The organism is Bacillus sp. JJ1773, from assembly GCF_036962035.1.
Lineage (GTDB): Bacteria > Bacillota > Bacilli > Bacillales > Cytobacillaceae > Cytobacillus.
Genome location: NZ_JBALNX010000044.1, coordinates 61,839 through 84,135, shown reverse-complemented (window position 1 = coordinate 84,135; position 22,297 = coordinate 61,839). Strand labels below are relative to the sequence as shown.

Here is a 22,297-nt window from a genome sequence, read left to right as displayed (position 1 = left end):
GAGAAGCTTATGAAAAAATTTGATGTTGCCGTAATTGGTGGAGGCCCAGGCGGATATGTTGCAGCGATTCGGGCCGCCAAGCTAGGATGCACAGTAGCCTTAGTTGAGGGTGATCAATTAGGCGGGACCTGTTTGAATAGAGGTTGTATTCCATCGAAAACTTTATTACGCCACGCTGAAGTAATTGAACAAATAGAACAGGCCAAAAGCTGGGGCATTGAAACAGGAGAACTAAGATTATCTTTTGAAAAGATGATGGATCGCAAAAATCAAGTAATCAAGAATTTGCAAATGGGTATTAAATCATTGTTGAAGGCAGAGAAAATTGAGCATTACCGGGGGTGGGGAACAGTGGGTTCTAATTTGACGGTGGTTGTGCAAAATGGCGACCATCGGGAAGAAATTCAAGCCCAAAAGGTCATTCTGGCAACGGGATCTGTTCCTTTCGTTCCCTTGTTTCCTGGAATTGAACATGTTCCAATCCATACGAGTGATACAATTTTTGATTTGACGCAATTGCCGAAGTCCATCACCATCATCGGGGCTGGCATAATTGGAGTCGAATTTGCCTGCATTTTTTCCAGTTTAAATGTCCAAGTAACAATGATAGAAATGGCAGATTGCATTATACCTAGTGAATCTAAGGAAGTATCGACCGTCTTACAGAGGGAATTAAAGAAAAAGGGGGTAAACATCCTCACAAGCACGAAAGTAAAAGGGTTGGAACAAAGAGATAACACGAAATCGATCATAATTGAAACAAAAGATAGAGTGATAGAAAGCTGTTATGCGGAGGAGATTTTAGTAGCAGTGGGAAGGAGGCCAAATTTATCCGCGATAGAAGGACTGCCGTTAGAGATGGATGGTCCATTTGTTAAAGTGAATCATCAGATGGAGACTAGTATTCCGGGGATTTATGCTTTGGGCGACCTGATTGGTGGTTGGCAGCTTGCACATGCAGCTAGTGCGGAAGGAATTGTTGCTGCTGAAAATGCGGCGAGTATAGAAAGAAAAATCGATTATCGGGTCGTCCCACGCTGCGTTTACACAATCCCGGAAATTGCCAGTGTTGGTTTATCCGAAATGGAAGCCAAGGAACAGGGATACTCTGTTAAAACAGAAACCTATCACTTTAGGGGAAATGGCAAAGCTTTAGCCATGGATGAAAAAGAGGGATTTGTTAAAATTATTGCTGATGAGAAATATGGGGAAATTCTCGGTGTGGTTATGATAGGACCCCATGTGACAGAAATGATTTCTGAGGCTTCTGCCTTTATCCATTTGGAAGGTACTGTTGAAGAACTTGCCAATATGATTCACCCGCATCCCTCTTTATCCGAAAGCCTATTTGAAGCAGCGGCATCCTGGTTAGGGAAAGGGATTCATAAGTAATCTAACTTTAGGGAAGAGAGTGGATTAATGATGAGTTTCCAGGGTCAGGTGGCAATTATTACTGGTGCAGGAAGCGGAATTGGTTTGTCAGTTGCACTAGATTTATATAAATTGGGTGCAATAATTATTGCAGTAGATTTGGATGAAGAAAAACTGGCCAGGATGTTGCCGGAAGATAAAAATATGATTCTCGTACAAGGGGACATAACTTTAAGGGAAGATCGAGAAAAAATCTTGAAGGCGGCAATCACTAAAGGAGGACCTGATCTTTTAATAAACACTGCCGGAATTATTCGAATGGAAAATATCTTTGAAGTGACTGAGAGCAATTGGGATCTAGTCATGGATGTTAATGCAAAAGCATGCTTTTTCATGTGTCAAAGTGTAGGGGATTATTGGATAAAAAATAATAAAAAGGGCGTTATTGTTAACTTTTCGTCTGCTGCCGGGAAAACAGCAAGAACTTTAGATATTGCCCCCTATAATGCTAGTAAAGCAAGTGTAATTGCCATCACCAAAAGTTTTGCCTATTCTCTTGCATCGTATGGCTGCAGAGTCAATTGCGTTTGTCCTGGTATTATTGAAACCCCTATGCAGCAGGCACTGATCCAGGGTATATCCAACAAACAGATTTCACCTGAAGAAACAGCAAAAGAGCGTTTAAAAAGGGTTCCCTTGGGAAGAGAGGGTACATCAGAGGAAGTTTCCCAGGTTGTTCTATTTTTACTATCTGAATCTTCTTCTTACATGACGGGGCAAGCGATTAATATTACAGGCGGAATGGTGATGTATTAATTGAATACTATTAATATATTAATGAAAGGTGTGCTTTAGGATGGCAAAAGTAGAAAAGGAATTACTAGAATTCAAAACAAAAAAAGTGAAAATGACTCCTAGTGAGGCAATTGTAGAAACACTGGTTGCTGAAGGGGTAACACATATTTCGGGTATTTTGGGATCTGCTTTCATGGATATGCTTGATCTTTTGCCAGATGCCGGAATCCGCTTCATTGGCGTTCGTCACGAACAAAGTGCAGCCCATATGGCGGATGCCTATACGAGAGTTAGCGGTGTTGCAGGGGTTGTCATTGGCCAAAATGGACCTGGAATTACCAACATGGTGACATCTGTTGCCGCTGCAAATCAGGCACACACACCAATGATTGTCATTTCGCCATCTGCCGGAACCCCAACTGTCGGTTGGGACGGTTTCCAGGAGTGCGACCAAGTATCGGTATTTAAATCGATTACTAAAGAAACAGTGAGAGTAACCCATCCAAGCCGCGTTGCTGATTGTTTAAGGACAGCATTCCGTATTGCCTACGCTGAACGCGGGCCTGTATTATTCGATATTCCAAGGGACTATTTTTATGGCGAAGTAGAAGATGTTATTTTAGAGCCTCACCAATATCGAGTTGATAATAGAGGATGCGGCTCTTTAGAGCTGATCGACAAAGCGGTCGAATTATTGGCTCAAGCAAAAAATCCCGTGATCATTTCCGGTCGTGGTGTTGTGGATTCAGACGGAATCGAAGCGGTAAAGGAAATTGCCGAACATCTAACAGCACCTGTTGCTGTTTCCTATATGCATAATGACGCATTCCCGGCTAATCATGGGTTAGGAGTTGGACCAATCGGGTATATGGGCTCAAAAGCGGCGATGAACACTTTGAAAGAGGCTGATGTAGTGCTAGCCTTGGGTACCCGTCTATCTGTTTTCGGAACACTGCCATGCTATGATATTGATTATTTTCCAAAAGGTGCAAAGATTATTCAAGTGGATATTAACCCACGTAATATTGCGCGTACTCATCCGGTGGAAGTGGGTATTATCGGGGATGCGAAGGCAGCTGGTGTTGAAATCGGCAAGCGTTTGAAGGAAAAGACTCCAAATTTGGCAACAAATCGTGAGCGGCTTCGCAAGGTTGCCGAGGAAAAAGTACAATGGGAAAAAGAATTAGTCGATCTTGCGATGGTAGAAGGCAATCCGATTAATCCGCGCCGTGCGCTATTAGAATTAACAAAAGTTTTACCAAAAAATGCAATCGTTACAACCGATATTGGTAACGTTTCGTCCACTGCAAATGCCTATTTGAAATTCAATCACGGACGCCAGCATATTGCTGCCTTAACTTTTGGCAATACAGGGTTTGCTTATCCATCCGCATTAGGTGCCAAGCTGGCAAATCCAAATAGCCCAGTCGTCGCAATTGTTGGTGATGGTGCATGGGGCATGAGCTTGCACGAAGTCAGCACGGCTGTTGAGCAAAATATTCCAGTGGTCGCCTGTGTATTTAACAATAATGCATGGTGTGCTGAGAAGAAGAACCAAGTAGATTTCTATAATAACCGTTTCGTCGGTGCTGATATTCAAAATCCTAATTTTGCTGAAGTAGCTAGATCCATGGGCGCAGTCGGAATTAATGTTGACCGACCTGAGGAAATAGGTCCAGCCGTCCAACAGGCTATTGAGTCCAATAAGCCAACTGTTATTGATATTCAGGTAGACGGAACCCAACTAGCACCACCATTCAGAAAAGACGCACTGAAATTACCAACCCGCCTCTTACCGAAATATGCTCATTTAGATTATCGGAAATGGTAAAGGAACACGGAGGAACATGGGGACGGTTCTCACGTTTCAAAATAGAAGACTCTGTGGAAAAGGGAATTGGACGTTTCCTGTCAAGTAGTCAGTGGGGACATTAAAAAGTGAATTAAACGGCCTTAGTCCTATATTTCCAATGGGCTGAGGCCGTTTTTTTATGAAACTTTGGGACAGTTCTCGTGTTTCCTCATTCTTCAATTTTTTCGAAGATTGTTATGTTATTTTTGTTAAAAAGTGCAAACATTTAACCATTTAATCTAAATATTACTTTCTTTTATAATGGTAAAATAAAGAAAATTCAATGAAGTCAAGTTGTTTTTGAAGGCTGAAGAAGGAGGAATCTACTTGAGTAAGGATTATATTCAGCAAATGATTGCAGACCGTCTTGGAGGTTTAACTTTCGGAAAAAAAGAAGAAATGTATAAATTTGAAAAAATTAAGCGATTGAAGAGAGAAGCAAGCCGTGCAAATCCTTATATGGAGCTTATTGATTTAGGAATAGGAGAGCCTGATGAAATGGCAGATTCTGCAGTTGTGAAAATTTTGGCTGAGGAGGCTGCCAAGAAAGAAAATCGTTATTATGCAGATAATGGAATTTCAGAGTTTAAGGAAGCTGCTGCTGCTTATATGAAAAGTGTATTTGGTGTGAACGGGCTTGATCCGGAGCAGGAGATTAATCATGTAATTGGTACAAAATCTGCATTAGCCATGCTGCCGGCTGCTTTTATTAACCAAGGCGATATAACCATTATGCCTGCACCTAGTTATCCCATTTTATCTGCCCATACAAAATACTATGGTGGTGACATTGCGTATCTGCCTTTAACTTCAGAAAATTTATTTCTTCCGGACCTAAGTACTTTAAAAAGTATTGTAGATAAAGCAAAAATTCTTTATTTGAATTACCCAAATAATCCAACGGGAGCTATGGCAACAAAAGAGTTTTTTGAAGAGGTTGTTCAATTTGCTAAGAAAAACAAGCTGATCGTAGTACATGATGCAGCCTATGCAGCGCTCGTATTTGACGGAGAAAAACCGCTAAGCTTTCTATCTATTGAAGGAGCTAAGGAGGTTGGGGTTGAACTGCATTCTCTATCAAAATCATTTAGTATGACGGGCTGGCGCATCGGTTTTATTGCCGGAAATTCAAAAATCATTAAAGCCTTTGCTGCTGTGAAGGATAACTCGGATTCAGGTCAATTCATTGCCATCCAGAAGGCGGCTGCCTATGCACTTTCACATCCTGAAATAACAAAGCGGACTGCAGAAAAGTATTCTAGGCGGCATGAATTATTAGCTAGCGTCTTAAATGAAGGCGGGATCTGGGCAGAGAAGCCAAAGGGTTCATTTTTCTTATACACTAAGATACCAAAAGGGGTTGTTGGCGGCCTACAATTTCAAACAGCAGAGGAATTCAGTCACTACTTACTTAAAGAACACTTAATATCAACTGTTCCATGGGATGATGCAGGTCATTATATTCGATTTTCGGTAACATTCCAAGCTAAGGATCAGAAAGATGAGCAAAGAGTAATGAATGAAATCAAATCGAGGCTGAGTCGAGTAAATTTTTATTATAAAGAGGAGAGTGAAAATGTTATTTACTAAAATGCATGGCCTAGGAAATAACTATGTCCTTTTCGATCTATTAAAATCTCAATTTAATAACCAAGACATTTCACAATTATCAATGAAGATATCGGATGTCAATTTTGGCATCGGATCAGATGGCATTATTTTAATTGGCCCATCATCTATAGCTGATTTTCAGATGAGAATCTTTAATTCAGACGGTTCAGAAGCAAAGAATTGTGGAAATGGTTTGCGGTGTACAGCTAAATATTTGTTCGATCACAATCATGCTAAAGCTAAGCGCTTTACGATTGAAACATTAGGTGGTGTTGTTCAGGCGGAGGTTGAAATAGATCAAGGTCAAACAGTCCAATATGTAACAGTAAATATGGGGGAGCCGAAGTTTTTGAGAAGTGAAATTCCTCTCATTGGCCATCCATTAGATAAGGCAATTAATGAACAATTTGTCATTGGCAATGAAATTTATCATTTAACCTGTGTTTCAATGGGCAATCCGCATGCCATCTTATTTGTTGATGATGTTCATGAGTTTCCATTAGAACAAATAGGTCCTATTATTGAAAATTCATATTTTTTTCCTGATAGAGTGAACGTAGGAATCGTTCATGTGGTAAATAATTGTGAGATTCAATACCGAGTCTGGGAAAGGGGTTCTGGACTGACGATGGCCTGTGGCACAGGTGCTTGTGCTGCAGTCGTAGCAGCAACAATAAATAATAGGCTAGACAAAAATATTCCTATTACTGTTCATCTCCCAGGAGGTGACCTAACAGTAAAATGGGATCATCAAAATCAAGTTTGGAAGAAAGGACCGGCAGAATACATCTGCAGCGGGGACATTAAAATTCCTACCTTATTTTAGCAAGCAAATGCGATGGAAGTACTTTAATCATTTAGGGGGATTTACAATGACGGTATCCTACACAAAAGAAAAAATTTTAAAAAGAATAAAAGAGGAAAATGTTCGATATATCCGATTACAATTTACAGATATTCTGGGTACAGTTAAAAACGTTGAAATTCCGGTTAGCCAACTATTAAAAGCACTAGAGAATAAAATGATGTTTGATGGGTCATCAATAGAAGGCTTTGTGAGAATTGAAGAATCAGATATGTATTTATATCCCGATATAGACACTTTTGTTATTTTTCCGTGGACAGATGACAAAGGAAAGGTTGCTAGATTGATATGCGATATTTATCATCCAGACGGAACGCCGTTTGAAGGGGATCCAAGAAATAATTTAAAACGGGTTTTGAAGGAAATGGAGAGGCTTGGTTTTTCAGATTTTAATATTGGGCCAGAGCCGGAGTTTTTCCTATTCAAGCTAGATGAAAAAGGCAGGCCGACATTAGAGTTAAATGATCAGGGCGGTTATTTTGATCTGGCACCAACAGATTTGGGAGAAAACTGCAGGCGGGATATCGTATTGGAATTAGAGGAAATGGGCTTTGAAATTGAAGCCTCTCACCATGAGGTGGCACCTGGGCAGCATGAAATTGATTTTAAATATCAAAGGGCATTAAAGGCTTGTGATGATATTCAAACTTTTAAGATTGTAGTAAAAACAATTGCCCGCAAGCACGGACTTCACGCGACCTTTATGCCAAAGCCATTATTTGGCGTTAACGGCTCCGGGATGCATTCAAACCTGTCCTTATTCAAAAATGGAGAAAACATCTTTTATGAAAAAGATGGTGTTCTTGGGCTTAGTGATACAGCAAGACAGTTTATTGCCGGCATTTTATTGCATGCTCCTAGCTTTACAGCTATTACAAACCCAACCGTCAATTCTTATAAAAGACTAGTGCCTGGCTATGAGGCTCCCTGTTATGTTGCTTGGTCAGCAAGAAACAGAAGTCCGCTTATTCGCATCCCGGCATCGCGTGGAGTAAGTACTCGCGTAGAGGTACGAAGTGTAGACCCGTCAGCAAATCCGTATTTAGCTGCTGCTGTACTCCTGGCAGCAGGATTAGATGGAATCACCAATAAATTAACCCCACCTCTTCCAGTTGACAGTAATATTTACAATATGTCAAAAGAAGATCGACTGAAAAATGGCATTGTGGACTTACCTGCATCTTTAGCTCAAGCTCTAGAAAACTTAAAGATGAATGAAGTGATCACAAATGCATTAGGAAATCATTTGTTAACCCATTTTATAAGGGCTAAAGAAATCGAATGGGATATGTTCCGCACACAGGTACATCCATGGGAGAGGGACCACTATATCCTACAATACTAAATTGCCCCCATACTTTGGAAATAAAAATTCATAATAGAGAGTGTGGTAAATTTGTGTGGCATAACAGGATGGGTTCATTTCCATCAAGATTTATCAAAGGAAAAAGGCATTATTGACAAGATGACAAACACTTTGGCAAAAAGAGGCCCAGACGCTACAAATGTTTGGATTTCGAGTCATGTATTGCTTGGCCATAAACGTTTAGTTGTAGTGGACCCTTCTGGCGGCGCTCAACCAATGACAATCGTTAAAAAAGAGCATTCCTATACAATCGTGTACAATGGAGAACTTTATAATACAGATGAACTAAGAACCGAATTAGTAAAACGAGGGTATATTTTTCAATCCCATTCTGATACTGAAGTATTGTTAACTTCCTATATAGAGTGGGGGGAAAGATGTGTAGATTATTTAAATGGAATTTTTGCCTTTGCCATTTGGAATGATCAAAAGAAACAGCTATTCATTGCGAGAGATCGACTTGGTGTAAAGCCCCTTTTCTATAAGGAAGTCGATGGCTCATTCATATTTGGGTCAGAGCTTAAGGCGACTCTTGCACACCCTAGCGTTAAAAATGAAGTCGATCGTGAAGGACTTCAAGAGATTTTTGGTTTAGGTCCATCAAGAACTCCAGGACATGGAATATTTAGGGGGGTCAAGGAGCTCCGGCCGGCACATGCGCTTTTATACAGCTTGAATGGCTTAAAGGTTTGGAGATATTGGAATGTTGAAAGCAGAGAGCATCCGCATTCATTGCAAGAAACCATTGAACATGTAAAAATGCTCGTTAAGGATGCTATTAAACGCCAATTAGTTGCCGATGTGCCAGTTTGTACTTTTTTATCAGGGGGCATTGATTCAAGTGCTATTAGTGCGATTGCATCTGACATTTTTAAAAAGGAAGGAAGAAGCACCCTTTATACGTTTTCAATCGATTATGCCGAAAGTAGCGAGTTTTTCAAATCAAGCACTTTTTTACCTAGTCAAGACGGTCCTTGGATTGAAAAAGTAAATCATTTTATAGGGTCGATTCACCACAATGCTGTAATAAACAATGAGCAGCTCGCCAGCCGTTTAAAAGATGCTGTCTTGATGAGAGACCTGCCTGGAATGGCAGACATTGATTCTTCTTTATTATGGTTCTGTGAACAAATTAAACAAAACTATACAGTAGCATTGTCAGGCGAATGTGCGGATGAAATTTTTGGCGGCTATCCATGGTTTTATAAGGAGGAAATACTGAATAAACAAGGATTTCCATGGATGACCTCTGAAAATGAGCGGGAGCAGTTATTGCATCCGCACTGGAAAAGTAAGCTAAGTCTTAAGAATTATGTAAGAGAGCGATATGAAGAAACAGTCAGTGAAGTACCTCAAATTGCAGGTGAAAGTATACTAGAAAAACGCCGCCGAGAAATGTCGTATTTAAATATGCTCTGGTTCATGACCGCATTGCTCGAAAGAAAAGACCGTATGAGCATGGGAGCGAGTTTAGAGGTGCGTGTTCCATTCGCAGATCATCGTCTTGTTGAATACACTTGGAATATTCCTTGGCAAATGAAAATGCTCAATGGTTATGAAAAAGGAATATTGCGAAAAGCCTTAGAAGGAGTTCTTCCTAATGAAGTACTTTACCGAAAAAAAAGTCCTTATCCAAAGACCCATAGCCCGGGCTATTTGAAGCTTGTTAAGTCGATGTTAAATAATATTCTTACAAATAAATCCTCACCTCTTCTCGAATTAATCTCCAAGCAAAAAGGAATAGAGCTCATTGATTCAAACGGCTCTTCTTTCAAAATCCCATGGTTTGGCCAATTAATGACTGGCCCTCAGCTCATCGCACATCTCGTACAGATCAATATGTGGCTTGAGCACTATCAAATCAATATTTTAGATCAATGAATGCATTATTTCTCTTTTGAAACTAATTTATTACAAAGTTGAAAAAAGGCTCATAAGAAAAGCGGTTATAAGCCTCCCTTATGAGCCATTTTTAATTAATTTCCTCTCCAACAGTTCAACGAGCTGGTACATCAACGTTGCAAATATCGCAATCACTAGCAGGGATAACATGACAAGAGTGAAGTTAAAGACTTGGAATCCGTAGATGATCATATAGCCGAGGCCTTTTGAAGAAACGAGAAATTCACCGACAATGACTCCTACCCAAGATAAGCCCACATTGACCTTTAAAGTGGAAATAATCACTGGGAAGGACGCTGGAAGAATGGACTCTTTAAACACTTGAATCCTAGATGCGCCAAAGGTTTGCAGAACCTTTATATAGTTGGGATCTACTTCTTTAAACGAAGTATATACAACAATGGTCGTGATGATGATGGAAATAATCGCACCCATGGCGACAATCGATGTGAAGCTTGGGCCTAACGCGACAATTAATATTGGGCCTAGAGCCACTTTGGGCATGGAATTTAGGACGACTAGATACGGGTCCAGTATTTTTGATAGCATAGGGGACCACCAGAGAGCTGCGGCAAGCAGGGTTCCGATCAGGGTGCCAAGTATGAAGCCGAATACTGTTTCGGATAAGGTGTAGCTTAAGTCGATGAATAATGTTCCGTCCTGAATTTTTGTTAGAAACAAAACCCATACTTTTGAGGGAGAACTAAATATTAACGGGTCCACCCACTGCTTTTGACTGGCAAGCTCCCACCCAGAGAAAAAGACAATAAAGATAATAAGCTGGTAAAAACGGACCGATTTTTTTTCGCGTTTCAATGATTTCAGATACTGTTGATGAAGGAAGTCAACGTTTGTCTGCTGGCTCAAGGGATTCCAGCTCCTTCCAAATAGATTGAAATATACTTGAATAAGTCTCATGGCTGCGTGCTTTGAATGGGGTTTCATTTCGAAGTTCTTTAGGCATTGAAAAGACCTTGTGTAGTCTTCCCGGGCTTGAAGAGAAAAGAAAAATCCGATCACTCATGGAGACGGCTTCTCCGATATCATGTGTGACAAGAATGGCTGTTTTTCCGAAGAATTTAAGTGTATTGGAGACAAGGTCTTCAAGCTTTAATTTAGTTTGATAATCTAAAGCGGAAAAAGGTTCATCAAGCATGAGAAGCTTCGGTTCAGTTGCTAATGTTCTGACAAGCGCAACCCTTTGTCTCATTCCACCGGAAAGCTGCTTTGGAAATTGTGCTTCTACCCCTTTAAGCCCCATCTGTTCAAGTAAGGATAAAGCGTACTCTTTTTTGTTGGAATCAAGCTGATTACTTATCTTTAAACCAAGCAGAATATTTTCTTCAATTGTCTTCCATGGAAAAAGATAATCCTGTTGAAGCATATATCCTATGCTCTGACCCGTTGTTTCGACTTTTTTGCCTTCAAGAGTGACAGATCCTTCCGTTGGCTTTAGCAAGCCGGCAATAATCGAAAGCAAGGTTGTTTTTCCGCATCCGCTTGGACCTAGAAAGGAAACGAATTCTCCCTCCCCGACAGTAAGCGAAACATCGGAGAGGGCTGTTGTGGCAGAGTTTTTCGTGAAATACGTATGTTGAATTCCGTGAACGTTTAAGAAATCCATACAAGCCCTCCTTTTGATTTTCTTTAACTATTTTTTCATTACACCTTCAACAATTTCCGTGTTGACCAGATTATTGTAATCTACTCGTTTTGGAAGCTCCCCAGCTTCTTCCATAATGTTTTGCAAGTTATCCCATTCTTCATTATCTAAGATTGGGTCGGTTGCATAGGAGCCTTGGCTCTTATAACGCTCGACAACCATTTCAATAATATCGAGCTCCGTATTATCAAAGAAGCCTTTTATGGCCTCAGCTGTTTCCTTGGCGCTGTGTGTATCTACCCATTGCTGTGCCTTATAAACTGCTCTAGTAAATTTCTCAACTGTTTCTTTATTATCGTTAATGTAGCTTTGTTTCGTCATGAAGGTAGTATATGGGATGTGCCCGGACTCTGTTCCAAATGAGGCGACAATATAGCCTTTTCCTTCTTTTTCAAAGACACTCGCTGTTGGTTCGAAAAGCTGGACAAACTCACCAGTGCCTGAAGCAAAAGCAGGAGCAATATTAGCAAAATCTACATTCTGGATAAGATCTAAATCCTTATGGGGATCAATTCCATGCTTTTTCAAAACAAATTCCCCAGCCATTTGCGGCATACCGCCTTTACGCTGACCTAGGAAGGTAGTTCCCTTTAACATATCCCATGTGAAATTTTCGATTTTGTTTCGTGAGACAAGAAATGTACCGTCTGTTTGTGTAAGCTGTGCGAAGTTTATGACTGGATCATTAGAACCTTGGGCAGAAACGTAAATTGAAGTTTCTGATCCCACAAGGGCAACATCAATGCTGTCGGATAGGAGAGCTGTCATCGTTTTATCCCCGCCAGCTGTCGTTGTAAGTGTAACATTCAGCCCTTCTTCTTCAAAAAATCCTTTTTCAATCGCTACATATTGTGGAGCATAGAAAATGGAACGGGTTACCTCACCGATCCGTACATTTTGAACTTCATCCTTTCCGCATGCTGCTAATGGTATAATTAGAATGGAAATGAACAATAGTGAAAAACTAACTTTTAGCCACTTTTTCATAGATAGGACCTCCCGAAATAGGAAAATAATAAGCTTTTAAGCCTACATTATCGTATGAGTGTGACAAAAATGTGTGAATGCCTATATAAAAATTTTAAATTTCTGATAAGTGGGACATAAGGATGTGAACCTAGTTAAAATATGGAGGATATCCGCCACTTTTGAGTTATATCCGCCAGTTTGGCCAAGATATCCGCTACTTTTGAGTTATATCCGCCAGTTATTAAAAAGGAGTAGAGCAACATGATAAGTAAACAGAGATTTCCATCGCCAAACCCGAATATTGAATTATCCATTGTCACTTATTTATCTGGCGATCTTAAAATAAAAGGGCTGCTTGCAGAACCGAAGGATGAAGCCATTTATGACGGGTTTCTTTATTTGCGCGGAGGTATAAAAAATGTTGGCCAGGTACGCCCTGCACGAATCGTTCAGTTTGCATCAGAAGGATTTATCGTCTTTGCCCCTTTTTACAGGGGAAATCAAGGAGGGGATGGGAATGAAGACTTCGCTGGTGAAGATCGAGAGGACGCATTTTCCGCCTTTAAATTATTGCAATCCCATCCACGTGTTAAGGGTATACATATTTTTGGCTTTTCAAGAGGAGGAGTAATGGCATTACTCACGGCTCTCGAATTTCCTAAGGTGAAATCGCTTGTCACTTGGGGCGGGGTTAGTGATATGTTCCTAACCTATGAGGAGAGAAAGGACTTGCGGAGAATGATGAAAAGGGTCATTGGCGGAACTCCGACTAAATATCCGGACAGATATGAATACCGAACACCACTTTTTCAATTGGAAAAGCTTGAAGCCCCTGTCTTAATCATTCATGGTGAAAAAGATGAAAATGTTTCTGTTGAGCATGCATACCGGCTTGAGAAAAGATTAAGATCCTTAGGTAAGAAAGTGGAAAGTTGGTACTTTCGAGAGTTTACACATTTTTTTCCACCAGCCATAAATAGAAGAGTTGTAAGAGATTTAACAAACTGGATGAAAAACAAGCAGGAAAGATCATAAAATAAAAAGGGCGTCACTCAGGACACCCTTTTTTTTACATAATATTAAGCAACTGGTCCGCCTTGCTTTTCGATTTCAGCAGGGACGTTGGAGAATTTCTTGAAGTTTTCACGGAATTGAGAAGCTAGTTCCTTCGCTTTTGCTTCATAAGCTGCTTCATCAGCCCATGTTTTGCTAGGCTGTAGCACTTCATCAGGTACGCCTGGTACATGTAAAGGAATTTCAAGACCAAAGATTTCGTCTTTAATCGTTTCTACATTATTTAATTCGCCTTCTAATGCAGATTGTACCATCGCACGTGTATAGCTGAGCTTCATGCGGTTTCCTACTCCATATTCGCCGCCAGTCCAGCCTGTATTCACAAGGAATACTTTTGCATTATGCTCATCAATCTTCTTCCCTAGCATTTCTGCATACTCTGTAGCAGGAAGCGGAAGGAATGGTGAACCAAAGCAAGTAGAAAATGTTGCTTGCGGTGACGTAATTCCGCGCTCAGTACCAGCAAGCTTAGATGTATATCCGCTTAGGAAATGGTACATTGCTTGCTCTTTTGATAGTTTAGCGATTGGAGGCAATACGCCAAATGCATCTGCTGTTAAGAATACAATTGTATTTGGGTGACCGGCAATGCTTGGGTCAACAATATTATCAATAGCTTGCAGCGGGTAAGCAGCACGAGTATTTTCGGTTAAGGAATTATCATCATAATCAGCAACACGAGAATCGCTGTTAATCACAACATTTTCAAGAACAGAACCAAAACGGATCGCATCAAAGATTTGCGGTTCTTTTTCACGAGTTAAGCCAATGGTTTTTGCATAACATCCGCCTTCGATATTGAATACCCCGTTTGGAGACCAGCCATGCTCGTCATCACCGATTAAGCGGCGATTTGGATCTGCTGATAAAGTTGTTTTGCCTGTTCCAGAAAGACCGAAGAATAACGCTACATCACCTTCAAGGCCAACGTTAGCTGAACAGTGCATTGGTAAAATTCCGTTTTCTGGAAGCAAATAGTTCATGACAGAGAAAATAGACTTCTTAATTTCTCCAGCATACTCTGTTCCGCCAATTAGAACTATACGGCGTTCAAAGGAAACAATGATAAAAGTTTCAGAAGCAGTACCATCTACTGCAGGGTCAGCCTTAAAGTTCGGAGCAGAAATAACTGTGAATTCTGCTTGATGATCTAATAGATCCTCAGCTGTTGGGCGAATGAAAAGCTGGTGAGCAAATAAATTATGCCATGCATATTCATTAATAACTTGTATGGGAAGGCGATGTTTTTTGTCAGCACCAGCGAATCCATTAAAAACAAATACCTCATCTTTTTCTTGTAAGTAGTTTAATACTTTATCATAAAGGTTTGAAAAAGCCTCTTCTGAGATAGGTTGATTTACTTTACCCCAGTCAACTTTCTCCTTCGTAGATGCTTCTTCAACAATATATTTATCTTTTGGAGAACGACCTGTATATTTTCCGGTAGTTGCACAAACTGCACCGGTTGAAGTGAGCGAGCCTTCTTTACGATTTAGTACCTTTTCCACAAGCTGTGGAACAGATAATTGTACTTGAATATTATTTCCCTTTAATAATTCAGTTAATTTATTCGGAATGCTAACAGAATTCATCTGAAGAATACCTTCCTTTTACATTAAATTTATGAAAGACATTTCAATTTACAAATAGTATAACACAATTGAATGATTAATCTATACTAATTGCCGTTTTTTTTTCATTAATTATTTTCCTCTTTTTGAACAATTATAATTCCGCCTAACGAAGAAGCCCGCTTATTACCAAACCAATTTGAATAGGATAAAATATGATAAACTAACGATATAAATATAAGATAGGGCTGGTGTTAGGTGAAAACGATTGCATTATACGATGAAACATGTAGTTTATGCAAGGAATCTAAACAATTTTTTGAAAAAATTGATAGGTTTCATAAAGTAAGCTGGGTTTCACTGCAAGAATATGAAAAAACCCGTCATTCGATACCGTTCGATAAAATCAGCTTACGGCGGGAGCTTCATATTATTTCTTCCGGTGGAAAAGTCCGTAAAGGCTATGATGCTATAAGGTATTTACTCTTGCTTACTCCCCCATTAAACCTATTAGGGTTATGTTTATATTTTCCTGGAATGTCATTTGTAGGTAATCCTCTATATAAATGGGTAGCCAAGAATAGACATAAATTTTTCAGGAAAAAATGTGACAATGGCAGTTGTTCATTATGATATTCATTGACATAAAAAAAACACCAAAATAATTGAATAATTTTATTGACTTCTTTTTATATAGTACGTTATGATTTATCCTTGAACGGATACTCTCTTATCCCGAGCTGGCGGAGGGACAGGCCCAATGAAGCCCAGCAACCTGCTAAACGATTAACTTTATTCATTCGAATAAAGTTAGCCTCCGGCGGATGCCTCAGATTTTTTAAAGGTAATTTATCGAGCGAGCTCGATAAAAATCTGGGCGCAAATTCGCCAAGGCGAATTTGATTAGCAAAGGTGCTAAACCTGACGCAAGGATTATTCCTTGAACGATAAGAGTGAAAGGCGCGAATCGATTTGCTTCAACCTTTTCACAGGGATGGAAAGGTTTTTTATTTTGCATTTTGAGGGTTAGCTTCTTGAAAAGCCTATACGCTAATCATAAAAACTCCAATTTTACTTCATACTAATTAGGGAATGAGTTCCGTATCATTTTTTATATAAGGAGGAACATCAGCATGTCAACAAAACGTCGTTTGTTTACATCTGAATCAGTAACTGAAGGTCATCCGGATAAAATTTGTGACCAAATTTCTGATGCCATTTTAGATGCCATTTTAGCTCAGGATGCAAATGCCCGTGTAGCAGCAGAAACATCTGTTACAACAGGGTTAGTTTTAATTGCAGGAGAAATCACTACATCTTCTTATGTAGATATTCCAAAAATCGTTCGCGAAACAGTAAAAGAAATCGGCTACACTCGTGCGAAATACGGCTTTGATTCCGAAACTTGTGCGGTTTTAACTTCTATCGATGAGCAATCACCTGATATTGCGATGGGAGTTGACCAAGCTTTAGAAGCTCGTGAAGGGCAAATGACAGATGAAGAAATTGAAGCTATTGGTGCTGGTGACCAAGGTTTAATGTTTGGATTTGCATGTAATGAAACGAAGGAGCTAATGCCGCTTCCAATTTCATTATCTCATAAATTAGCACGCCGTTTGACTGAAGTACGTAAAGAAGAAATCCTTCCGTACCTTCGTCCGGATGGAAAAACACAAGTCACAGTTGAGTATGATGAAAATAACAAGCCTGTTCGTATTGATACAATTGTTATTTCTACTCAACATCACCCTGAAATTAGCTTAGAGCAAATTCAGCGCAATATTAAAGAGCATGTCATCAATCCAGTTGTTCCAAAAGAACTAATTGATGAGAATACAAAATACTTTATCAACCCTACTGGCCGTTTCGTAATTGGCGGACCACAAGGGGATGCTGGCTTAACTGGCCGCAAAATTATCGTTGATACTTACGGTGGATACGCTCGTCATGGCGGCGGTGCATTCTCCGGAAAGGATCCTACAAAGGTTGACCGTTCCGCTGCTTATGCTGCACGTTATGTGGCGAAAAACATTGTTGCTGCGGGTCTAGCTGATAAAGTTGAAGTTCAGCTTGCTTATGCAATCGGAGTAGCGCAGCCGGTATCTATTTCAATTGATACTTTCGGAACAGGTAACGTAGATGAAGACGTGTTAGTTGACTTAGTTCGTAAAAACTTCGATCTTCGTCCAGCTGGCATTATTAATATGCTAAACCTGCGCCGTCCTATTTATAAGCAAACTGCTGCTTACGGTCATTTCGGACGTACCGATATCGATCTTCCATGGGAGCGTACAGATAAAGCAGATGCATTACGTGCAGAAGCTTTAAAATAATAATGAAAAAGCGGAAGCTACATTTTTGATGTAACTTCCGCTTTTTATATTCGTCATATGTTAAGGATGATTTTAAACTCCTATTTCCATTCCTTGCAAACAACCCCCATAATATTTCACTAATCAATAAACAAATAAATAGTGCAATTATCATCTAAATTAATTAAAGATTGAGATTGGGTGATAAATGAATGAGCCGCTTTAGTGGATTTGTAAAAAGAAATCATGACAATACAGATACCCCGAAATGTGAAGCAAGTTTTTATGATGAAGAGTATGGGCTTTTCCATTATCCAAGATGTGATGAGAAGCCTTTTTTCTATCAACATGACCGATATTCTATTGTATTGGATGGAGAGATTTTCAATATACAGGAGCTTAAAGAAGAACTTTCTGAAGGTGAATATTGTGATTCAGAAATATTATTAATCTTATATAGCCAATTAAAAGAAAAAATATTGGAAAAGCTGCGTGGAATGTATGCTCTTGTTATTTGGGATAAGCAGGATAAGGTCTTGTTTGGCGCAAGAGATCCTTTTGGGATCAAACCTTTTTATTATTATGACGGAATCGAAGGGTTGTATTTTGCCACTGATAAGAAGAGCATTTTACAAAGCGAAGTTTTGAATATAGATGCATTACAGCAATATTTAACCTTTCAGTTCGTCCCAGAGCCTTACACGATCACAAATAAGATTCAAAAGCTTGAACCAGGGCATTATTTTACAAAGAAAATGGATGCCCCTATGGAGATTATTTGCTATTGGAAAGCAGCCTTTCAACCGGTATTAAAACAAGAAGCTGAATTTATTCGAGAGATACAATCAGCCCTCTATCAGTCAATACAATTGCATACTCAAAGCGATGCGCCGATTGGATCCTTCCTCTCTGGGGGTATTGATTCCACTATTATTGCTGCGATTGCAAAGGAATATCATCCAGATTTAAAAACATTTTCAGTTGGATTTGAGCAGGCTGGCTTTAGTGAAATTGACATTGCGGAGGAAACGGCTAAAAGGCTTGGAGTTGAAAATATAAGCAGGATCATTCATCCTGAAGATTTCATTAAGGAGCTGCCGAATATAATCTATTCATTGGAAGACCCGCTTGCAGATCCGGCCTGTATTCCGCTTTATTTTGCAGCTAAAGAGGCAAGTAAGCATGTAAAGGTTGTTTTATCTGGAGAGGGTGCTGATGAATTATTCGGCGGCTATAATATTTATCGCGAACCACAGTCCTTAAGGCTCTTTCAATATTTGCCTAATTTGATAAAAGAAATCTTGCGGAAACTTGCTGCTTTTCTTCCAGATGGGGTGAAGGGTAAAAGCTTTATTGAGCGGGGGATTACTCCCTTAGAAGAAAGGTATATTGGCAATGCCAAAATTTTTTCCGAAATAGAGAAGAGTATGCTCTTCCGAGAATATAGGGAAGATCTAAGTTATACGAATATAACAGCCCCTCTTTACAAAGAGAGTGCTTCATATGATGCAATTAACAAGATGCAGTATATCGATATTCATACTTGGCTAAGAGGAGATATTCTATTAAAAGCTCATAAAATGACTGGAGCCCATTTGATGGATTTGCGGGCCCCTTTTCTAGATAAAGAGGTATTTGAGATTGCGTCCCAAATACCGAGCAGTCTAAACATCGCCAATGGAACAACGAAATATATTTTGCGGAAAGCAGTAGAAGGAATTGTTCCAGCTCATGTCTTACATCGAAAGAAACTGGGCTTTCCCGTCCCAATTAGGTTTTGGCTAAAGAATGAAATGAATGATTGGGCGAGAAAAATAATTCGTGAAAGCGACACGGACCATTTATTTCATAAAGATTATTTATATAAGCTGCTTGATGACCATTATAAAGATCAATCCGATAACAGCAGAAAGCTTTGGACGGTATTAATGTTTATGATATGGCATGCCATATTTGTTGAAAAAAAGTATGAAAATGAACTAAGTTCAATGAATACGGTCCTGCCAATGGGTATATAAAACGATTAGAAAGAATAAGTTATTTATAAAAGGACATGTTAAAAAATATCTTGATTATTTCTGCAGTGATTTATAATACTGCGCTTTTTCAGCGTATTCTCTGCTTATTCTTTCCATCTCTTTAATATCATCAGGTGTTAATTCACGGATTACTTTAGCTGGACGGCCAAAGGCAAGTGTATTAGGAGGAATTTTTTTACCTTGCGGAACTAGACTGCCAGCACCGATAAAGGCTCCTTCACCAATTTCAGCTTGATCAAGAATAATAGAGCCCATGCCAATTAACGCTTTTCGGCGAATAATGCAGCTATGTAAAACAACCTGATGTCCTACTGTCACTTCATCTTCAAGAATTAGAGGGTTGTTAGGGCTCTGGTGCAGTACTGAATTATCTTGAATATTAACCTTTTTCCCAATAATCGTTGGGGCGACATCCCCTCTTATAACCGTATTGAACCACACACTGGATTCATCCCCGATTTCTACATCCCCTGTAACGGTTGCAAAGTCTGCAATGAAAACCGAGTCAGCTATTTTTGGTTGCTTATCTTTATATGGGTAGATCATGTTTGATTCTCCTTGAAATGATTTAATATCTTAATTTTACCATAGAAGTCATCAATCTTCTTCATTGATCAATTAGACTTCATTAATGATGAAATAATGTTTCTGGGCTATAATTTAACTATAATGAGTTCGTTTTCAACATAAGGTTTAGGAGGATTAATAATGTGGAAATGGGAAGCTGAGGGAGAGGCTAAAGGAGTCATTGTGATGGTCCATGGTGCGATGGAGCATCATCGCCGCTACGGCTGGCTTATTGAAATGTGGCGTTTATCAGGCTTTCATGTCATTATGGGAGATCTTCCTGGCCAGGGTATGACTACTAGATCACGGCGAGGTCACATTGATTCATTTGATGAATATTTACATGAAGTGAAGGATTGGATTCAGGCAGCGTACCGATTCGAATTACCGGTCTTTCTACTGGGCCATAGCATGGGCGGCTTAATCTCTATTCGCCTTTTGCAGGAAGAGAGGCTGAAATTAACAGGAGTGATCCTGTCATCCCCTTGTCTGGGCTTAGTGAAAAGGCCTAACAAAATACTAAATGTATCTTCTTATCTTTTAAATAAAATTGTTCCAAGTCTGCGATTGAATTCAGGGCTGACTGTAGATATGGCGACAAGGAATATTGATGTGCGTGATGCCGATGCTAATGATACTTTATATGTGACAAGAGTGTCAATCAGATGGTATCGTGAACTTATACATGCGACAAAGCTAGGTTTTGAAAATCTTGATAAAATTCAAGATGTCCCGCTGCTTGTTATGCAGGGTGGCGAGGACCTAATTGTAAATAAGAAGACAGTCAGCGATTGGTTCAACCGTGCCCCCTTCTCAGAAAAACGATTTAAAGAATGGCCTAAATGCTATCATGAAATCTTTAATGAGCCTGAAAGGGAAGAAGTATTTGAGTATGCGAAGGATTTCGTATCTAGCCAGTTAAAGGCCGTTGGCTATATCGTTTAGTGCCTAGCTACAGCGCCTATCCCGACGTACAGGACGTACTAGTGTCGACAATGCGACAGGACAAGGAACGCTTCGGAAGCGTAAACATCGCACGACCAAAAGTGAAGCTTTTGGGAGGACGTCGCGTTATTGTCGACCTCGTGGTCATAAGCCAATCTTGAAAGGTAGAGCTCACCTTTCCGGGAGGCTCGTCTTATGCTTGTCGGGGGTGGGCGAGGCGCTTTCGCTTTTCTAAGGAGTGAGTTTTACTATGAGTGTCCCATCTATGCCTATCAGTCTAATGTCAAATGTTTATCGTAGGATATTGCCAATAGCTCATAAGGAATTGGAGTATTGGCGGAAGAGAGCGGAAGAAATTCCCGATCCAGAACTTAGAAAACAGGCATTAGCGAGCATAAAGCAAAAGACCTTTCATTGTGAAGGCGGCGCCATCATGGCGTTAATGGCAAAAGAAAAATATGAAAAAGCGATTAAATTTATAGTTGCTTATCAAACAATCAGTGATTATTTGGATAATTTATGTGATCGAAGTACATCACTGGATCCAGAAGATTTTGAGGCTTTACACGAATCAATGATGGATTCTTTAGTGGTGGAGGCTGCACCGAAAAATTATTACCGATTTAGAGAAGAACAGGAAGATGGAAATTACTTAGCTGACCTTGCTGCAGCCTGCAGAGGAGTTTTATCTGAAATAGGTAATTATGAAGAAATCAGCGGTTATTTATTAGAATTATGCCGGTATTATTGTGACTTGCAGATTCATAAACATGTAAAAGTGGAGGAACGCGTGCCACGGCTCCAAGGCTGGTTTGATGAATACAAGGAACAAATTCCAGAGATGGAGTGGTATGAGTTTTCAGCTTGCTCTGGATCGACATTAGGTATTTTCTGCCTTGTTTCTTATGCCATGAGGGATGATTTTAAGCTGGCCGACGCAGAAAATATTCGGAATGGCTATTTTCCTTACATACAAGGTTTGCATATATTATTGGATTATTTTATTGATCAGGAAGAGGATCGTGCTGGCGGAGATTTAAACTTCTGTTTTTATTATGAAAGTGAAGAGAAGCTTTTTGACAGGCTGAAGCATTTTGTACAAGAAGCTGACAAGCATACAGAGCACCTGCCTCATAAACGATTTCATCAATTGATTAACCGTGGACTGCTAGGGATTTATTTATCAGATGAAAAGGTCCGAAAGCAGCGAAATGTAAAGAAACTAGCTCGAGGAATGATCAAAACCGGCGGGATGATCAGTTTTTTCTTTTATTTAAATGGACGTGCTTATCGGGCTATGCAAAAATGGATGCCAGCCGGTCTTATGAGGGCATTTTTAAAGTAAATTGAAGCCGAAATGTGAAAAAACCTGCTTAAATGCAGGTTTTTTCTCTT

Annotated in this window: 18 protein-coding genes and 1 riboswitch; of the genes, 13 read left to right on the top strand and 5 right to left on the bottom strand. The window is 39.7% G+C overall.

Annotated features, from left to right (window positions below; translation table 11 throughout):
• The first annotated feature begins 9 nt into the window (after positions 1-9).
• From lpdA to asnB (V7127_RS13150), 7 genes are all read left to right on the top strand, one after another.
• Positions 10-1,392, top strand: coding sequence for a dihydrolipoyl dehydrogenase (lpdA, locus tag V7127_RS13180; RefSeq protein WP_335486722.1), 1,383 nt, complete (start codon positions 10-12; stop codon positions 1,390-1,392).
• Positions 1,393-1,419: 27 nt separating this feature from the next.
• Positions 1,420-2,187 (top strand): SDR family NAD(P)-dependent oxidoreductase, encoded by a 768-nt coding sequence (locus V7127_RS13175; RefSeq protein ID WP_335344387.1) that lies wholly within the window; start codon positions 1,420-1,422, stop codon positions 2,185-2,187.
• Positions 2,188-2,227: 40 nt separating this feature from the next.
• Positions 2,228-3,997 carry a sulfoacetaldehyde acetyltransferase gene (gene xsc, locus V7127_RS13170; protein ID WP_335344388.1) on the top strand — a complete coding sequence of 590 codons (1,770 nt, stop codon included), beginning with the start codon at positions 2,228-2,230 and terminating at the stop codon, positions 3,995-3,997.
• Between the two features lie 348 nt (positions 3,998-4,345).
• Entirely contained in the window at positions 4,346-5,608 is a 1,263-nt protein-coding gene (locus tag V7127_RS13165) for an LL-diaminopimelate aminotransferase (protein ID WP_438824003.1), read from the top strand.
• The gene (dapF, locus tag V7127_RS13160) at positions 5,595-6,455 is read left to right on the top strand and encodes a diaminopimelate epimerase (protein WP_335486719.1); all 861 of its coding nucleotides are present in this window, start codon (positions 5,595-5,597) and stop codon (positions 6,453-6,455) included. Before V7127_RS13165 ends, dapF begins: the two co-directional genes overlap by 14 nt.
• A gap of 46 nt (positions 6,456-6,501) precedes the next feature.
• Positions 6,502-7,839 carry a type I glutamate--ammonia ligase gene (glnA, locus tag V7127_RS13155; protein WP_335486716.1) on the top strand — a complete coding sequence of 446 codons (1,338 nt, stop codon included), beginning with the start codon at positions 6,502-6,504 and terminating at the stop codon, positions 7,837-7,839.
• Between the two features lie 51 nt (positions 7,840-7,890).
• The gene (asnB, locus tag V7127_RS13150) at positions 7,891-9,741 is read left to right on the top strand and encodes an asparagine synthase (glutamine-hydrolyzing) (RefSeq protein ID WP_335486768.1); all 1,851 of its coding nucleotides are present in this window, start codon (positions 7,891-7,893) and stop codon (positions 9,739-9,741) included.
• A 78-nt stretch (positions 9,742-9,819) separates the two neighbouring features.
• Here asnB (V7127_RS13150) and V7127_RS13145 read toward each other — a convergent pair whose 3' ends face one another.
• Genes V7127_RS13145 through V7127_RS13135 form a run of 3 tightly spaced genes read right to left on the bottom strand, consistent with a single transcriptional unit; the run spans position 9,820 to position 12,412 of the window.
• Positions 9,820-10,629, bottom strand: a complete 810-nt coding sequence (locus V7127_RS13145; RefSeq protein ID WP_335486713.1) for an ABC transporter permease — start codon at positions 10,627-10,629, stop codon at positions 9,820-9,822.
• Positions 10,607-11,386 carry an ABC transporter ATP-binding protein gene (locus V7127_RS13140; RefSeq protein ID WP_335486710.1) on the bottom strand — a complete coding sequence of 260 codons (780 nt, stop codon included), beginning with the start codon at positions 11,384-11,386 and terminating at the stop codon, positions 10,607-10,609. Before V7127_RS13140 ends, V7127_RS13145 begins: the two co-directional genes overlap by 23 nt.
• A 27-nt stretch (positions 11,387-11,413) precedes the next feature.
• The gene (locus V7127_RS13135; protein WP_335486707.1) at positions 11,414-12,412 is read right to left on the bottom strand and encodes an ABC transporter substrate-binding protein; all 999 of its coding nucleotides are present in this window, start codon (positions 12,410-12,412) and stop codon (positions 11,414-11,416) included.
• Positions 12,413-12,655: 243 nt separating this feature from the next.
• Here V7127_RS13135 and V7127_RS13130 point away from each other — a divergent pair, with 243 nt between their 5' ends.
• Complete coding sequence (locus V7127_RS13130; RefSeq protein ID WP_335486704.1) at positions 12,656-13,429, top strand: alpha/beta hydrolase family protein; 774 nt, start codon at positions 12,656-12,658, stop codon at positions 13,427-13,429.
• Between the two features lie 44 nt (positions 13,430-13,473).
• On the opposite strand, the gene pckA is transcribed toward V7127_RS13130, so the two are convergent.
• Positions 13,474-15,060 carry a phosphoenolpyruvate carboxykinase (ATP) gene (gene pckA, locus V7127_RS13125; protein WP_335486701.1) on the bottom strand — a complete coding sequence of 529 codons (1,587 nt, stop codon included), beginning with the start codon at positions 15,058-15,060 and terminating at the stop codon, positions 13,474-13,476.
• 237 nt (positions 15,061-15,297) lie between these two features.
• On the opposite strand from pckA, the gene V7127_RS13120 reads away from it, so the two are divergent.
• The 3 genes from V7127_RS13120 to asnB (V7127_RS13110) all read left to right on the top strand — a co-directional run bounded on the left by V7127_RS13120 (position 15,298) and on the right by asnB (V7127_RS13110) (position 19,369).
• A complete protein-coding gene (locus tag V7127_RS13120; protein WP_335344398.1) occupies positions 15,298-15,672 on the top strand; it encodes a thiol-disulfide oxidoreductase DCC family protein in 375 nt (124 codons plus the stop codon).
• A 94-nt stretch (positions 15,673-15,766) separates the two neighbouring features.
• A riboswitch (SAM riboswitch) is annotated at positions 15,767-15,993 on the top strand.
• Positions 15,994-16,172: 179 nt separating this feature from the next.
• Positions 16,173-17,372: a methionine adenosyltransferase gene (metK, locus tag V7127_RS13115; protein ID WP_335486698.1), complete on the top strand. Its 1,200-nt coding sequence runs from the start codon at positions 16,173-16,175 to the stop codon at positions 17,370-17,372.
• Positions 17,373-17,563: 191 nt separating this feature from the next.
• Complete coding sequence (gene asnB, locus V7127_RS13110; protein ID WP_335486695.1) at positions 17,564-19,369, top strand: asparagine synthase (glutamine-hydrolyzing); 1,806 nt, start codon at positions 17,564-17,566, stop codon at positions 19,367-19,369.
• 54 nt (positions 19,370-19,423) lie between these two features.
• On the opposite strand, the gene V7127_RS13105 is transcribed toward asnB (V7127_RS13110), so the two are convergent.
• Positions 19,424-19,936, bottom strand: a complete 513-nt coding sequence (locus V7127_RS13105) for a gamma carbonic anhydrase (protein WP_335486692.1) — start codon at positions 19,934-19,936, stop codon at positions 19,424-19,426.
• A 162-nt stretch (positions 19,937-20,098) separates the two neighbouring features.
• On the opposite strand from V7127_RS13105, the gene V7127_RS13100 reads away from it, so the two are divergent.
• Together V7127_RS13100 and V7127_RS13095 are read left to right on the top strand one after the other, a co-directional pair.
• Positions 20,099-20,902 (top strand): alpha/beta hydrolase, encoded by an 804-nt coding sequence (locus V7127_RS13100; protein ID WP_335486688.1) that lies wholly within the window; start codon positions 20,099-20,101, stop codon positions 20,900-20,902.
• 250 nt (positions 20,903-21,152) lie between these two features.
• Positions 21,153-22,247, top strand: a complete 1,095-nt coding sequence (locus tag V7127_RS13095; protein ID WP_335486685.1) for a tetraprenyl-beta-curcumene synthase family protein — start codon at positions 21,153-21,155, stop codon at positions 22,245-22,247.
• Positions 22,248-22,297: the final 50 nt, after the last annotated feature.